15 protein-coding genes are annotated in these 15,316 nt (G+C 37.5%); 5 read left to right on the forward strand and 10 right to left on the reverse strand.

All coding sequences use genetic code 11. From position 1 onward, the window contains the following. Positions 1–92: 92 nt before the first annotated feature. The 3 genes from ACSBFT_RS16345 to ACSBFT_RS16355 all read right to left on the reverse strand — a co-directional run bounded on the left by ACSBFT_RS16345 (position 93) and on the right by ACSBFT_RS16355 (position 4,054). Entirely contained in the window at positions 93–767 is a 675-nt protein-coding gene (locus ACSBFT_RS16345) for a thiamine diphosphokinase (protein ID WP_489601497.1), read from the reverse strand. A 106-nt stretch (positions 768–873) separates the two neighbouring features. Further along, entirely contained in the window at positions 874–1,518 is a 645-nt protein-coding gene (gene lolA1 / locus ACSBFT_RS16350) for an outer membrane lipoprotein periplasmic chaperone LolA1 (protein WP_489601499.1), read from the reverse strand. A 112-nt stretch (positions 1,519–1,630) separates the two neighbouring features. Next, positions 1,631–4,054: an FtsK/SpoIIIE family DNA translocase gene (locus ACSBFT_RS16355; RefSeq protein ID WP_489601500.1), complete on the reverse strand. Its 2,424-nt coding sequence runs from the start codon at positions 4,052–4,054 to the stop codon at positions 1,631–1,633. A 452-nt stretch (positions 4,055–4,506) separates the two neighbouring features. Between ACSBFT_RS16355 and ACSBFT_RS16360 the strand changes: the two genes are divergently transcribed. After that, a complete protein-coding gene (locus ACSBFT_RS16360; protein ID WP_489601502.1) occupies positions 4,507–4,995 on the forward strand; it encodes a hypothetical protein in 489 nt (162 codons plus the stop codon). Positions 4,996–5,076: 81 nt separating this feature from the next. Here ACSBFT_RS16360 and kdsA read toward each other — a convergent pair whose 3' ends face one another. Beyond that, a complete protein-coding gene (kdsA, locus tag ACSBFT_RS16365; protein ID WP_489601503.1) occupies positions 5,077–5,889 on the reverse strand; it encodes a 3-deoxy-8-phosphooctulonate synthase in 813 nt (270 codons plus the stop codon). A 137-nt stretch (positions 5,890–6,026) separates the two neighbouring features. Here kdsA and ACSBFT_RS16370 point away from each other — a divergent pair, with 137 nt between their 5' ends. From ACSBFT_RS16370 to rnc, 3 genes are all read left to right on the forward strand, one after another. After that, a complete protein-coding gene (locus ACSBFT_RS16370) occupies positions 6,027–6,263 on the forward strand; it encodes an acyl carrier protein (RefSeq protein ID WP_463044995.1) in 237 nt (78 codons plus the stop codon). A gap of 82 nt (positions 6,264–6,345) precedes the next feature. Next, the gene (fabF, locus tag ACSBFT_RS16375; protein ID WP_463044994.1) at positions 6,346–7,599 is read left to right on the forward strand and encodes a beta-ketoacyl-ACP synthase II; all 1,254 of its coding nucleotides are present in this window, start codon (positions 6,346–6,348) and stop codon (positions 7,597–7,599) included. A 49-nt stretch (positions 7,600–7,648) separates the two neighbouring features. Beyond that, a complete protein-coding gene (rnc, locus tag ACSBFT_RS16380) occupies positions 7,649–8,389 on the forward strand; it encodes a ribonuclease III (RefSeq protein ID WP_489601504.1) in 741 nt (246 codons plus the stop codon). On the opposite strand, the gene ACSBFT_RS16385 is transcribed toward rnc, so the two are convergent. From ACSBFT_RS16385 to ACSBFT_RS16395, 3 genes are all read right to left on the reverse strand, one after another. Further along, entirely contained in the window at positions 8,386–8,958 is a 573-nt protein-coding gene (locus ACSBFT_RS16385; protein WP_463047213.1) for a precorrin-2 dehydrogenase/sirohydrochlorin ferrochelatase family protein, read from the reverse strand. The genes rnc and ACSBFT_RS16385 overlap by 4 nt on opposite strands. A 67-nt stretch (positions 8,959–9,025) precedes the next feature. Then, the gene (locus ACSBFT_RS16390; protein WP_489601506.1) at positions 9,026–11,149 is read right to left on the reverse strand and encodes a peptidylprolyl isomerase; all 2,124 of its coding nucleotides are present in this window, start codon (positions 11,147–11,149) and stop codon (positions 9,026–9,028) included. Between the two features lie 173 nt (positions 11,150–11,322). Further along, positions 11,323–12,327, reverse strand: coding sequence for an SMP-30/gluconolactonase/LRE family protein (locus tag ACSBFT_RS16395; RefSeq protein ID WP_489601507.1), 1,005 nt, complete (start codon positions 12,325–12,327; stop codon positions 11,323–11,325). Positions 12,328–12,442: 115 nt separating this feature from the next. Between ACSBFT_RS16395 and ACSBFT_RS16400 the strand changes: the two genes are divergently transcribed. After that, positions 12,443–13,102: an AlbA family DNA-binding domain-containing protein gene (locus ACSBFT_RS16400; protein ID WP_489601508.1), complete on the forward strand. Its 660-nt coding sequence runs from the start codon at positions 12,443–12,445 to the stop codon at positions 13,100–13,102. Here ACSBFT_RS16400 and ACSBFT_RS16405 read toward each other — a convergent pair. From ACSBFT_RS16405 to ACSBFT_RS16415, 3 genes are all read right to left on the reverse strand, one after another. After that, positions 13,099–14,373: a M16 family metallopeptidase gene (locus ACSBFT_RS16405; protein ID WP_489601510.1), complete on the reverse strand. Its 1,275-nt coding sequence runs from the start codon at positions 14,371–14,373 to the stop codon at positions 13,099–13,101. The two genes, ACSBFT_RS16400 and ACSBFT_RS16405, sit on opposite strands and share 4 nt — an antisense overlap. Positions 14,374–14,465: 92 nt before the next feature. Beyond that, positions 14,466–14,684 (reverse strand): hypothetical protein, encoded by a 219-nt coding sequence (locus ACSBFT_RS16410; protein ID WP_463047218.1) that lies wholly within the window; start codon positions 14,682–14,684, stop codon positions 14,466–14,468. 134 nt (positions 14,685–14,818) lie between these two features. Continuing rightward, on the reverse strand, positions 14,819–15,316 hold the full coding sequence (locus ACSBFT_RS16415) for a GtrA family protein (RefSeq protein WP_463047219.1): 498 nt from the start codon (positions 15,314–15,316) through the stop codon (positions 14,819–14,821).

A 15,316-nucleotide genomic window follows, 5' to 3' on the forward strand; every position in this document is an offset into this window, starting at 1 on the left:
TTTACACTCTAAAACTAAAGATATTTTTTTAGAACTTTCAAGAATTTCTGAAAAACATTTAGAAAACCATCTAAATATTATGTGGATAAATATCAATCGTTGCATTCCATAAGGAAAAGGTTGCCTTTTTCAAATTTCACACTCACCAAACCGTCTTTTTCAGCTTCATTACTGTTACCCAGACGAAAACCAATTTCTAAATTCTCTCCCTTTAACGGATACCGTAAATTTAAAGTTTCGATCTTCTCGGCTTTATGTAGTGGAATAAGAGAAATGGTTGTTCCAGCCTTATACCATTTCTCAAATTTGGCCGGTTTAGGCATAAGAGGAAATATTTTAGAGTAATCATCCAGCATAACTATTTTAATAGCTTCCTTATATTTTATAAGGTTAAAAAGGTTGGCTGCCGTATGATCCATTCTTCTTCCCGTGGCCCAAACAATATTAACCGCCGGAAAACCCCGTTCTATTAAAAACTCTATCCCTTTCTCCAAATCTGTTTTTTCTTGATCTGGCGTATGAATAACCTCGATAGGAAACTGGTCTTGTTTTATTTGTTCTATCGCAATGGCTCCTCTGTCAAAGTCCCCTAATAACACGTCAATTTTAATCCCTAATTCTATCACCCTATCAATAGCACCATCCAGCACTACCACAAATGGAGACCACTCTAAAAGCTCCTCTAAGAGTTCAAATTTACAAGATGCTCCATTAGCTATTAGAAGAGCTGGTTCTTGTTTATCTTTTACGATGTGATGTGACGACATGGACAGAAATTAATGGGATATATAAGGCTTTACAAATCTTGACTTAAAACAAAGAAAAATGCCCAAGTTTTTCAACCTGAGCATTCAAAATAACATTAAAATATGCTTACCTCAAATCCACTACCTCTACTCCAGGATACTTGGCAGTATTAAAAGTGAAATAACTATCTGCCAAAGCCACATTAGGTTTGAAATTAGCAATATCGAAAACAGTTTCTTTTCCAGAACCATCTGTAAGTTTCCAGTTTCTTATTTCCTTATTAGACTTACTTACCGCTATCTCCACCTTCTTTACGTTACCACCAGCTTTTAAAGGAACCAACTCCACCACTTCACAAGAAACCCCTCCTATCGTTTTCAAACCTTTATATGTATACTTATATCCCTTTTTATAAATGGAATAAATATTGGCTGGAGAGAATTGCGAATCTTCACTAGCATCAAACTCGGTTACATTAACCTCGTTGGTTTCTTTTACAAAAGAATAAATCTCAGAACCATTATTATAAATTTCCTGACCTGCCATATTGAGTTTAAATTTCACACCTTTAACAGCGATACTCCCACTCCTAACCTTCCCTTTCTTTCCACTGGAGCTTACCACGCCAAAAGTAAAGTCTGCCGTAAAGGTCTTCAAAGCCTTATACTTGGTACTCATAGCGTCTAAAATTGCCCCAGCTTTAGCGTCTTGAGCATTAGCTCCAAAAGACATCAAAGCAAGACAAATCAATAATAATTGTATTTTTTTCATTCTATATTCTTTATAAAATGGATCATTCATCCATTCCTTATTTAGCTCTTGTAAAATTGGACGCAAAATTAACAGAAAAGTTTAAGACCCATTTGTTAACAAGGTCTTAATGTCACTTCTCTCTCTTAAGACCCTTCAATACTTCTTCTAAATGCGTCATATCCTTTATTAACACTTCACGAGCCTTGCTACCTTCAAATGGCCCCACTATACCAGCCCCTTCCAATTGGTCTATAATTCTACCGGCTCTGTTATAGCCCAATTTCATCTTTCTTTGAATTAAAGAAGTACTTCCTTGCTGAAAGGTCACCAAAACTCTGGCTGCATCATCAAACATGATATCTAGCTGGGTAGGATCGAAGTCTAGAATATCCGGTTCATCATCACCATAGTACTCTGGCAAAAGATACGCAGATTCGTAGCCTCGCTGCTCACCTATATAATCACATATCGCCTCCACTTCCGCTGTATCTACAAAAGGACACTGCAATCTTACCATATCTGAGCCCATGGATAATAGCATATCCCCGTTACCTACCAGTTGTTCCGCACCTCCAGTATCTAAAATAGTACGTGAATCTACCTTAGCCGTAACTTTAAACGAAATTCTAGCTGGAAAGTTGGCTTTTATCAAACCTGTAATCACATTGACCGAAGGCCGCTGAGTAGCCACAATTAAATGGATACCAATGGCTCGAGCCAACTGGGCCAAACGAGCGATAGGCTGCTCTACTTCTTTACCCGCCGTCATCATCAAATCGGCCAACTCATCTATCACCAATACGATGTATGGCAAATACCTGTTACCCTTTTCTGGGTTCAATTTCCTTTTGGTAAACTTGGCGTTATACTCTCTAATGTTTCTTACCCCAGCATCCTTTAAGAGATTATATCTGTTATCCATCTCTATACATAGAGAATTCAGGGTATAAATCACTTTTTTGGTGTCTGTAATAATGGCATCTTCTGTATTTGGAAGTGTAGCCAAAAAATGCCTTTCAATTTTATTGAAAAGAGAAAGCTCCACTTTTTTAGGATCTACCATCACAAACTTCACTTCTGACGGATGTTTCTTGTATAATAAGGAAGCCAAAATAACATTGATACCTACAGACTTACCCTGACCTGTGGCTCCTGCCATCATAAGGTGAGGCATTTTTGCCAAATCTGAAATGAAAATCTCATTGGCAATGGTCTTACCTAAAACTATAGGCAACTCATATTTACAGTTTTGAAACTTCTCACCACCAAAAACAGACTTGACAGAAACCATCTCTCGGTTCTTGTTTGGCACTTCTATACCAATAGTACCTTTCCCTGGCATAGGGGCTATAATTCTAATTCCTAAAGCAGCTAAGTTTAAGGCAATGTCATCTTCAAGGTTCTTAATCTTAGAAATTCTTACACCCGCTTCGGGAACAATTTCATAAAGCGTTACCGTAGGACCAATGGTGGCTTTTATAGAAGATATTCCGATGGAGAAATTCTTCATGGTCTCCACAATGTTGATCTTATTGGCTTCCAGCTCTTCTTGAGAAACCTTTCCGCCATTCATGCCACTGTGGTCTGCCAGTAGATTAATAGGTGGATACATATAAGAAGACAAATCTAGCTTAGGGTCATATGGCCCAAATGCTTCCAAATCCTTATTACTATCGTCGTCTTCCAGTAAAAAACTCGTGTCTGCCACGGCAACTTCAAGAGCCAGGTCTTCATCCTTCTTTTTTACTTCTGGCTCCTCCTCTTTTTGAAAGTTTTCAACACTAAACGCTATTCCGCCATCAAAAGGTTTTTCAGCTATGGTTACAGATTCAACGGGACTTATCACCTCAGTGGGTACTTCTACCTGAGGCTGTACTGAAGGTTTTACACCTTCATTTTCATTCTTCTCTTCCCTAGGCTCACTTTTATAGAAGTAGTCATCTATTTGTGTAAGACCATGGAAGAAAACCAACCATAAAAACAAAACTAGAATGATTAAAAGAATGCTCCCCCAGCCTAAAACATGATTAAGAGATTCATTTAACTGATATCCTATGCCCCCACTAACTTTTCCACCTTCTAAACCAAACTGGAAAACAAAATACCCCAGAAAAATAGAACAGAATAAAACATAAAAGACACTGCCTTTGGCAAATCTATTAATGTTAACGTTAAATAAATCTTGTTGAAATATTAGCCTAAAAGCAGATAAGAATACGATGGGTATTAAACCAAATGCCGCAAGCCCGAACCACTTAAAAATAAAATAGTGCGAGACAAAAGCTCCAACAACGCCGAGCGAGTTCTCTGCCTTCTTATTACTATTTTCTATAGCAGCTCTAAAATTCTTTTGGACAAGATCTTGATCTGCCTCACCTGTGAATAGATAAGATACAAAGGAAATAAGCATTAAAAGAGTGATAACCAGAAATAACACTCCGAAGATTAATTCTATCTGAGCAGAAGTAAGCCCTATGGAGTTACTCTCATTAGTAACCGGTTTTCTTTCCCTATTACTTGGGGCCGATTTTTTCTTTCGGAACGTTTTAGCCATTATATTTTTTTAGAAAAGCAATTAATAAACAAAGCTAATAAAAAATGCTCGGATGAAGTATAAAGAATCAAGAGAAAGCCATTGAGCTTTTTGCTCACAAAAGATGATTAAGGGGTAACAAGTCGAAATTCGTATTGTAAAAGCAATTAATGATAAATCGGCTTCAATATATTTCATACTCGGCTTAAAATGTAATACTTAAACTTCTACCTTTGAATATTATAAATCCGAAAAAATGAAACAACTAATACTAGTTAGTATCGAATCGATTACTCCAGACGGTGAAGGTTAATCTTCCAAAATCCGTCACATACTTATTTCAAACAACTACCCCATGCTAAAAAAAACAACCCTACTTACTCCTTTTCATTCAACCAATTTTTGCCCAAAATGCATTTAACATCCAAACAGGATATGCAGTCAACACAAGTGGAGGAGCCAAAGGATATAACTTGGGCTTTGGTTTTGAAAAAAGTCTAAAAAAGCATATCGCAATAGAGTTTTCGCTTAGAAGTATATCCACAAGCAAAGAGTATGACAATGAATATGAAACTGATTTTAGTTCTGGGGTTTATGCTAAAGCCCCTTTCCACATTGGTTTAAATTCTTTGCAGTTAGAAGTTTTACCTAAACTGTACTTGGTTAACAAGAAAATAAAGGTGGCCGTACTATTTGGAGGGACTTTGGTTCAAGAAACAAGTCTTTCACCCGAAACGTATAGAGTTGACTTCCCAATACCCAATTTAAGCCCCTACCCAATTTCAATTTATATGATTGATTATACTGAGAAACTGCACAAAACCAGTTTTGGTTATTCCGCCCAAATTGAATTAGGCTTAGCATTAAGTAAAAAGTCTGTTTTATCAATGCGGCTTGGGGCTCAAGAAAGCAATGGCAATCTCGTTTGGTTATTCCCTCTTACTTATAGGTTTTCCCTTTGATGGTAGTATTGATAAGAAAAACCCTCATTGGAAAACAATTATTTTCAATAAAAAAATCATTTTGTCAAGAGCCAAACTACCCTAACCCTTCACCACCTGCCTAATCCTAACCAGTTGGTCCAACAAAGCTTCTAAATTATCAAGGTGCAACATGTTTGCCCCATCTGACTTTGCGTTAGCTGGGTCTGGGTGGGTTTCTATAAAGAGTCCGTCTGCTCCTACTGCAATGGCAGCCTTGGCAATGGTGCCTATCAATTCTGGATTTCCTCCTGTAACACCAGATGTTTGATTTGGTCTTTGGAGCGAATGCGTACAATCCATTATTACGGGAACATCAAACTTTTTCATATCGACAATATTTCTATAGTCGACCACCAAGTCTGAGTAACCAAAAGAATTTCCTCGTTCGGTAAGCATCACATTGGCATCAGGATTTTCTTGTAAAACTTTTTCTACCGCAAAACCCATGGATCCACCAGACATAAATTGACCTTTTTTTATGTTTACAGCCTTCCCAGTCTTGGCCGCGGCGGCCAAAAGTTCAGTTTGTCTACATAAAAATGCAGGAATTTGTAAAACATCTACATAAGCCGCAGCTAATTCTGCCTCATGCGTTTCATGAATATCTGTGACCGTAGGAACATTAAAAGTTTTACCAATTTCTTCTAAAACTTTCAAAGCCTTCTCATCCCCGATTCCAGTAAAGGAATCCGCTTTAGTTCTATTTGCCTTTCTATAACTCCCTTTAAATATGAGAGGTATGTCCAATTTGTCTGTAATTTTAACAATCTTTTCTGCTATCGAAAGAGCCAAGTCTCTACCTTCAATGGCACATGGCCCTGCCAATAAAAAGAAATTGTCTGAGTTATATTTTTTTGCAAAAAAGCTTTTCATCTTGTTTTTATACCCTATTTTAGTTGAAGATTACAAATGTCATCATTGTTAAGGGAATCAAAAAACCAATAGGTATTTTGTTGGTTTCAGAAAAATAAATTTTCTTTGCAGTGATTTAAACCAAAAACATTTTCATAATGTCAGATATCGCATCGAAAGTAACGAAAATTATTGTTGAAAAGCTGGGTGTTGAAGAGTCAGAAGTGACGACCGAAGCCTCTTTCACAAACGATTTAGGAGCAGATTCACTGGATACAGTTGAGCTAATCATGGAGTTTGAGAAAGAATTCAACGTATCTATTCCAGACGATCAAGCAGAAAATATCCAAACAGTAGGTCAGGCTATTTCTTATTTAGAAGATAACACTAAGTAATTTTCTTTATACATTTTAGAGGTTCAATATCCAGTTTATCCTAAATTGGATATTGAACTTTTCCATTTATAACAAGACCCATATGGAATTTAAACGAGTAGTAGTAACAGGTTTAGGGGCTTTAACGCCTATCGGAAATGACGTAGAATCCTTCTGGGAAGGATTGAAAAATGGTGTTAGCGGGGCTAATCCCATCACAAGATTTGACGCCACCAACTACAAAACAACTTTTGCCTGTGAATTAAAGGGTTTTGAAGTCACCGACTTCATCCCTAGACAAGAGGCTCGTAAAATGGACTTGTTTACCCAATTTGGGGTAGTAGCTGCAGAACAAGCTGTAAAAGATGCAAATTTTGACTTAGACAAAGTCAACAAAAATAAAATAGGTGTAATCTGGGGTTCTGGTATTGGAGGATTAAAGACTTTTGAAGAGGAAGTTTTGAATCTTGCTGAAAATAATATGGAACCGAAGTTTAATCCTTTCTTCATTCCAAAGATGATTGCTGATTCTGCTTCAGGGCAGATCTCCATGAAATTTGGATTCAGAGGGCCAAACTTCGTTACCGTTTCGGCCTGTGCATCTACCAATAACGCCATCATTGACGCTTTTAATTATATCAGACTTGGAAGAATGATAGCCTGTGTAACGGGTGGTTCTGAAGCTGCTGTAACAAGAGCGGGAATAGGTGGATTTAACGCCTTAAGAGCACTATCTACAAGAAACGACGATTACAAGACAGCATCCAGACCTTACGATGCAGACCGAGATGGTTTTGTATTAGGTGAAGGTGCTGCCAGCATAATATTAGAAGAATATGAGCATGCTAAAGCCAGAGGTGCAAATATTTACTGTGAACTAGTAGGTGGTGGAATGTCGTCAGACGCTTATCACATTACAGCACCGCATCCAGAAGGCTTAGGAGCATTTCTTTCTATGGAAGACGCTCTGAATGACGCCAACATGGTTCCGGAAGACATTGATTATATCAATACCCATGGTACATCTACAGGTCTAGGTGATCCACAAGAAATTACGGCCATTGAAAACTTATTTAAAGACCATGCTTATAAAGTGAGCATAAGTTCAACGAAGTCTATGACTGGTCATTTATTGGGTGGTGCAGGTGCGGTAGAATCGGTGGCAGCTATTTTAGCTATCAAACATCAAATGGTACCTCCTACCATTAACCTGAACAACGTAGACGAAAAAATTGATTCTCGTATAGACTTAACGCCAAACGTAGCTAAAGCGAGAAAAATTGACACCGTACTATCAAACTGCTTTGGTTTTGGTGGACATAACGCAACGCTTATATTTAAAAAATATAATGGTTAAATTGCGACGCAATCAGCTCTATAGATAACCAATAGGGCTTTTCAACTTAATGGCAGTAACAGAGACAATATTAGATTATTTTAAGACGGACGTTAAAGTCAAAGAGTTCAGAAAGGCTGTTGAACGTATTATTGGTGAAAAACCAAAAAACGATTCTCTGTACCAATTGGCCTTTAGGCATACATCAGCATCGAAAAACTCCTCCATTCAGGGCTTCAAAGAATCCAATGAAAGATTGGAGTTTTTGGGAGATTCTGTCCTTGGGATGATTATAGCGGAATATCTCTTCAAAAAATATCCATTTAAAGACGAAGGTTTCTTAACCGAAATAAGGTCCAGAATAGTTAATAGAGAATCTTTAAATCAAGTGGCCCGTAAAATAGGCTTAGACGACCTCATTACCTTTGACGGCAACAGAGTTACACATACGCGTACATCTATGTATGGAGACGCTATGGAGGCCCTTATTGGAGCTATTTATCTGGATAAAGGATTTCGCTTCACCAAAAGCTTCATCGTCAAGACGCTTTTAGCCAATTACTTTGACCTCGACGAGGTTATAAAGAACAATGCCAATTATAAAAGTATCCTTTTAACTTGGTCTCAATCTTTGGGTAAAAACGTGGAATTTGAGATTATCAAAGAAAACGGAAAGCACCACAGCAAGGAATTTGTAGCACAAATAAAAGTGGATGAAGAGGTTATCAGTGAAGGACGCGGCTGGAACAAGAAAAAAGCCGAACAAGACGCCGCAAGAAAAGCATGCGAGCATCTCAAAATTGAGTCCTAATCGTTTTTCTTCATCACATTCGTGATCTCGTTCAACTTCTCCACTTTATACTCAAAATCACCCTTTAATCTATCTCTGAGCAACTGTAAGTTGTCCAGCGTTTCTTGAAGAGAATCTGGCAATACTTGCTCTAATATTTCTCTAAACCTCTTCGCAAAGGTCGGTGATTTACCATTGGTAGAAATAGCCACCTTTAAATCTCCCTTTTTCACCACGGAACCCAAGTAAAAGTCACATAAAGCAGGCTTGTCGGCCACATTCACAAGAATGTTATAATTCCTACAGTCTTTCTGCACTTGTTCGCTTACGGCCATTATTCCAGTGCCTACTATCACCAGATTTTTACCTTTGAGGTGTTCTTCTTTATACGGTTCAAGAAACATTTCAATGTGATGAGATGCCGCCAAAACTTTTATCTCGTCGGAAATTTCCGGGGCAACAATGGTGATTTTTGTTTCCGGCGAATTTTTTAGAACTGCCTCTAATTTTTCAATGCCCACATAACCGCCACCAACAATAAGCAGGTTCATCTGCTCTAATTTTAAGAAAATCGGAAATAAATTATTCATAAATATAAAGTTCATAAAAAAAGGGACACCATTGGTATCCCTTTTCTCCTTATCTAAAGAAAATGTCTTAAAACATTCTTGCTCTTCTATCTGTAATTTCAGCAGCTTCTCTTACCGCTTGATCTGCAGCCGAAGCAGAGGCATAAGCACCTACTTTCTGCTTAATGTCTTCTTTGTATCTGTTATAATCTGCTATTTCTGGAGCAATGGTCTCCGCAGTTTTCTTCATTACAAAAACACCATTTTGACCCATGAAAGGCTTACTAGCTTGGTTTAATTTTAAACCGAAAGCCTTACCAATAGCAATACCATCAATACCAGCACTGTTCAACATACCCGTTGTGATATTGATGTCTGTAACACTTTCCACTAAAGCACCTGCACCATATTTATTAGCAGCAGATTCAAAATCACCAGAGACATCACCCAATTTGGCTAAAATCTTTTCTCCTTTCAATTGATTCTTCACCTTAGATTCTATCTGAGCTTTGAAATCCATTGCCTTAGGGCTATCCTTGTCTGTAGCATCTGTCAAAGCCGCGATGATATAACTATCACCTACCACAAAAACTCTATCCGCTACATCTCCTACTGAAACATCATTACCATAAGCCCAAAGCACTACTTCTCTAGCATCTTGAACGGTATTGAATCCTGTAGCTCCAGGTAAAACTCTCTGAGCTGTCAAAAGAACCAAATTAGGGTCTTCTGCTGCCTTTTCTTTCATCTCTTTTGCAGAACTGATATCAGCCCTTAAGCTTTCCGCCATTTGATAACTATCGTTCAATGAAACTTCAGAAGCCTCAAGAATCTTTGTAATAGCAGACAGTTTATATTTCACATTCGATTTAGGCTCTGTTACCTTAACAATATGATATCCAAAATCAGTTTCAACCAAGTTTGGTAATAATCCAGCACCATTATGACCGAACACTGCTTTCTCAAAAGCAGGAACCATAGAGCCATTATTGCTAAAGAAACCTAAATCTCCACCTTGCTGGGCAGTACCATCTGTTCCGTTAATACGAGCCATGGTTTCAAAACTAGCCCCACCTTTTATTTGAGTCAATAAATCCTGAGCTTTAGTTTTTGCTGCGGCCTTAGCTGCATCATCAGTACCTTCAGCACGGATTAAGATATGAGAAGCACGAAGTGTACTCACGGTATCTAATTCCGTTCCTTCATATTTATAAATGCTATAGTTTTGACCCTCTTTAATAGGACCAATCAAACCACCTACTATGGTATTTGAAATAGCCTCTTTAAGTTCTGGAGAAACCTCGTTGGCACTCCATAATGCAGGTGTACGTACATCAGAATTTGCAGAAGCAAATGCCGCTGGGTTTTGAGCTGCAGCCAAACCTTTTGCTAAGCCATTAATTTCTAAAAGCAAAGCTGATGAATCTTCTGAAGAAGGTAAAACCTGATAAACTACATAATCAAAAGAGCGGCTGTCAAAACCAGCGTACTCTTTTTTGTGAGAACCATAGTATTTCTCAATTTCACTGTCAGACACTTTTACTGTGGTATCATTAACACTGTAAAATGGCACAAATAAATAATCCGCAGAAATCAAATTATTCTGAGAAGTATACTCTTTCTTAGCTTCTGCAGTAGTGATATAATCACCCGCTCTTACCAAGTTTTGATATTTCTCACTCTTACGGATTTGAATCAAGTTAGACTTGAAAGAATCCCAAATGTATTGTTGTTCCGCTGGCAAAGTTTTGTTTGCCGCTGCATTAATAAACTCTCTGTGCTGAGCCTCATTAAAGACGCCAGTGTTTGGGTCTGTAAATTGCTGACGAATGAAAGGATGCAAGTTTTTAGTTCCTTGAATCATTTCTTTTAACTCATCCATAGTAACATCTATGCCCAGTTTTTCATATTCTGGTTGGAAAGCGTTTTCTTGAACCAACTGCTCCCAAACTTGTTCTCTAATATTTCTTAAATCAGCTTCGCTAGCGGCTCTGCCTGTAGAAAGTTCCTGCTGCTGACGCTGTGCATCTACAAGCTTCACAAACTGTTGATAATCTACGTCAACCCCATTTATTTCACCTACGTTCTCTTGGCCACCGCCGCCAAAAGAATTGCTAGAAAAATAATCGCCAATGATGAAAGCGAACAATGCTAAAGTCAAAATCCCAATAGTAAGGACTGAGTTTTCTCTAATTCTACTGATTAATGCCATTCTAAATTTTTATATAAAATTTTGTTCGTTCGCATAGCTGTGCTAAAAAACGAGCCGCAAAAATAGTTAGATTCCAAACGATTATCAAAGAAATCTAATTTTCATATGCCCTTGCGAACAGATATTTTTAATACTTTTTCAATATTAACACCAAATTGTTGCCTCAAAGCCGATCAAAAGCCTTTTCCGATGGTCTTAGTTTGAATTTTACATAGATACATATCACACGTTAGATATAGTACAGAGCCATCTTCGCCCCAAGCACAGTTGGAAGTAGCCTCATCTATTTCTATTCTACCTAATAATTTCCCTTTTGAGTTTAACACCAATATCCCACCAGGCCCCGTACTAAATATATTTCCTTCCTTATCGGTTTTAAGACCATCAGGTAATCCTTTATAACCTTTTTTCACCATTGGAGTAGCATCAAAAAGCAAATGCTCCTTTCCTAGCGTGCCGTCATCAAGAATAGGATAGGACAAAATATACGCCGCATCAGGATCTGATTGTGCCACGTAAAGTGTTTTTTCATCTGGAGATAAAGCAACACCATTGGGTCTTGACAGATGGTCTATAACCAACGCAGCTTTTCCCGACTCCCCTACCATGTAAACGCCAAAGAGATCAATTTCTCTCGTTGTGGCATTTTCTCTGTCTGGCAATCCATAAGGCGGATCTGTAAAATAATAGGTACCATTACTCGCTTGTACCAGATCATTGGGACTATTAAAGCGTTTGCCGTTCCAATTGTCTGCAACGGGATATTTTCCACCACCGCCACCTAAAGGCATTCTAGAGACTCTCCTATCACCATGCTCACACGCTACCAGCTCACCATCCTTATTAATGATAAGCCCATTGCTTCCAGGCTCTAAACTATAAGGTAAAATACCCGTATAACCAGAAGGTTTAAGAAAAGTAGTCAGACCATTTGTTTTAGAGAACTTATAAATTACGTTTTCAGGCACATCAGAAAACAGCAAAAAGTTGCCATCTTTTACCCATACAGGTCCTTCCGACCAATTAAAGCCTTCTGCCAATATTTCTACTGTGGCATTTTCTGACACCAAATCATAAAATTTAGCATCTTCCGCCACTAATTTGCTGATGCTTTTTTGTTGAGCGTTAATTTGAATAGAGCTTATCATAACTATTGCTAAGGTTTTAATTATTTCCATAGGATTTTAAGAACAGGTTTCTTACTCAAAAATAGAAAACCATGGCTAACATCCTACATTTTGTTTTAATTAACACACGATGTAATTTTAGCGATTTCTAAAATTAGTCTTCATCATGAAACTTGAATACAACAGCGAAAGAATAAAAGGAAGAAGTCTGACAGACTTAAAAAGACTAACGAAGTCTGGAGAAGGTCAATATCTAGAATTTAAGTATAAAGCCAAGTTTCCAGATAAAATAGTAAGGGAAATGGTGGCCTTCGCCAATACAGGTGGCGGTTTGCTGCTTATTGGCATAGACGACTATGGAGACGTGGCAGGCGTAAAGTTTGCAGACGAAGAAGAATATGTATTGGTAAGAGAAATTGAAAGGTCTATTACTCCCACTTTAAAATACAGCATTGAAAGGATTCGCATTGGAAATGAAAGGGAAGTTTTAATTTTTCATATTCCAGAAAGCGAGCATAAGCCACATAAAGCCTCCGAGAAGGTGTATGTACGTCATTTAGACCATACCATTCAAGCCAGCAGAGAAGTTAGGGAAATACTAAAAGGACAGAAAAAAAACAGAGACTTGCGTTTTAATTACGGTGACAAAGAACGTATTCTTATGTCCTATCTAGAAGAACATAAACACATAACGCTCAAAAAGTTCTCTGAAATATCTCAAGTTCCCCTAAAACAAGCGTCTCGAACACTCGTGCTCATGGTCCTTACCAATGTTTTAAAATATGAGGCCCGCGAAGAGGAAGATTATTACTTTATCAGTTTCTAGATCCTTTCTCCGACCACTATTTCACTCATAGAGCTATATTCCAAATATTTTTGGGCCATCTCTAAAACCTGATTGGTATCTACAGACCTTATATGATCAATGAAACTGTCATAATAGTCTGAAGGCAGATCTGCCAAGATCATACTTTTATGCTTATCCATAAGTTCGAATGCCGTAGTAATGGAACCCGAAAAACTACCACACATGTAATTCTTAACTGTTTCTAACTCGCCTTCGCCAACCTTTTCGTTCCTTAGAACATTCATTTCCTTCTCTATTTCGGTAAGCGTCTCAATCGTATTTTCTTTCACTACGTCGGCACCTATAAGCATATAGCCAAATTCTTTCATTGGGTGCACAGAAGAAGATATTCCGTAAGTAAAACCTTTATCTTCCCTGATGTTCTTCATAAGTCTACTGCCAAAATATCCACCGAAAAGTGTATTGGTCACCGCTAATGGGAAATAATCTGGGTGCGTTCTCTTAAAAATAGGTTTTCCTAATCTAATGGTTGATTGCATTTTATCTTCCAATCGAATTATTTCATTTCTGGGTACAAAGTCCTCTATAGCCACTTTTAACTCGTCGATTACGGTATAATTCTCTTTCCCAAAGTTATGTTCCAATAAGTCTATCTCCTCTTTCTTTATATTTCCTGAAGCAAAAATGGTAAACGCCTTTCCTTTTACCCAATCCTCATAAAAAGACAAAATGTCATCCTTACTTACAGATTCGATAGCCTCTTTCTCTTGAATTCTTCCATATAGGCTATTTTCTCCAAAAATAAGCCTCTTCACACTTCTACTAGCCAAAAAAGAAGACTTTTCCATGTTCAACTTCAAACTTTGCAAGGCTATTTTCCTTTGCAATTCTAGCTCATCCTCCGGAAAAACAGCATTCTCAAGGACATCTTTAAGAAGTAAAAGGTACTTGTCAAGAAATTTTCTAAGGCCGTGCAAAGTAATATGTAAGTGCTCTACCCTAGAACTTACGTCTATAAAACCGCCATACTGGTCAAATCCCTCCATGATATCAGAGCTTGATTTAGTAGTGGTACCCCCCAAAATCATTTTTGTGAATAATGATGAAACACCATTTTTCTTTTCAAATCCTGAGCCGGCGTTAAAAACCAATTCTAGCTTTATAACATCCTGGCTAGCGAATCCCATGCTGTACAAAGGGATTTGGTTTTGGAAAACCTTTGCATCCACTTTTGGCAATTTACTTGCTTGAATAGGATTAAAGGCGGGGATGTCAGTTCTGTTCAACATTTCAAATTCTTTTTTGCAAATATAAACTCTTAAACAAGAAAAAGCCTGTCCATTTTAAATGGACAGGCTTTTAAAATAATATATAGCTAAAATTAGTGAGCTACAGTCTCTTCAACAGCGTCAGCAGCAGCATCCATAGCAGCACCTACAGAATCAACAGTTGCCTCAGCAGCATCCATAGTAGCATCAGCAGCCTCATCAACAGCTTCAGTAGCAGCTTCCATAGAATCTGAAGCAGACTCAGAAGAAGAAGAACAAGAAGTGAAAGAAACCATTCCAGCGAACAACATTACAGCGATTAATTTTTTCATCGGTATTTGATTTTTTAAAGTAATTAAATGAAGTACAAATTTAAGAATATTTTAAGTTATCAATCATTTTCTTTAAGAAAATCTTTAAAATAAACTTAAAATCAAAAATCACTTCAATTAAAACTTGGAAAAGTTTAATTTCTTTCAGGTTTTAGTAACTCATAGATTCCTGTAGTTCTAAAAGTGAAAAACTTATGACCAAAAAAGTTAGCCATGAAACTAAAGGCCATCCCTACCAAGTGAGACGCTTTCTCTCTCCATAGCAAACTAAAATCTTCATAATAAGGGCCAATAACCAACTTAAAGCTTCCAAAAGTAACAATCTCTTGCACTACTAATGCCAAAGAAGCAATAATGAAAAACTTAACCCACTCCCTTTTGGAATTTCCAGATTCTTTAGCAGAAAATGCAAATACCTTAGCTGGAATAAAAGTAGCTGCCGTAGATATCATATAAGCCCAAAACACACTCCACACTAATGCGGCGTCGTGATTGAGTCCCAAGTCTAAAAACCAAACTTTAAGCGGAATTTGTGAAAGGAAATTAACGGTTGCACCGAAAACACCTGTCAAAAAAAAGTTGAAGAAACTTTTATGTTTCTTTAAATCTATATTCTTAAGTAGCTTTATCAA

It is taken from the genome of Arcticibacterium sp. SM2516 (assembly GCF_057914865.1).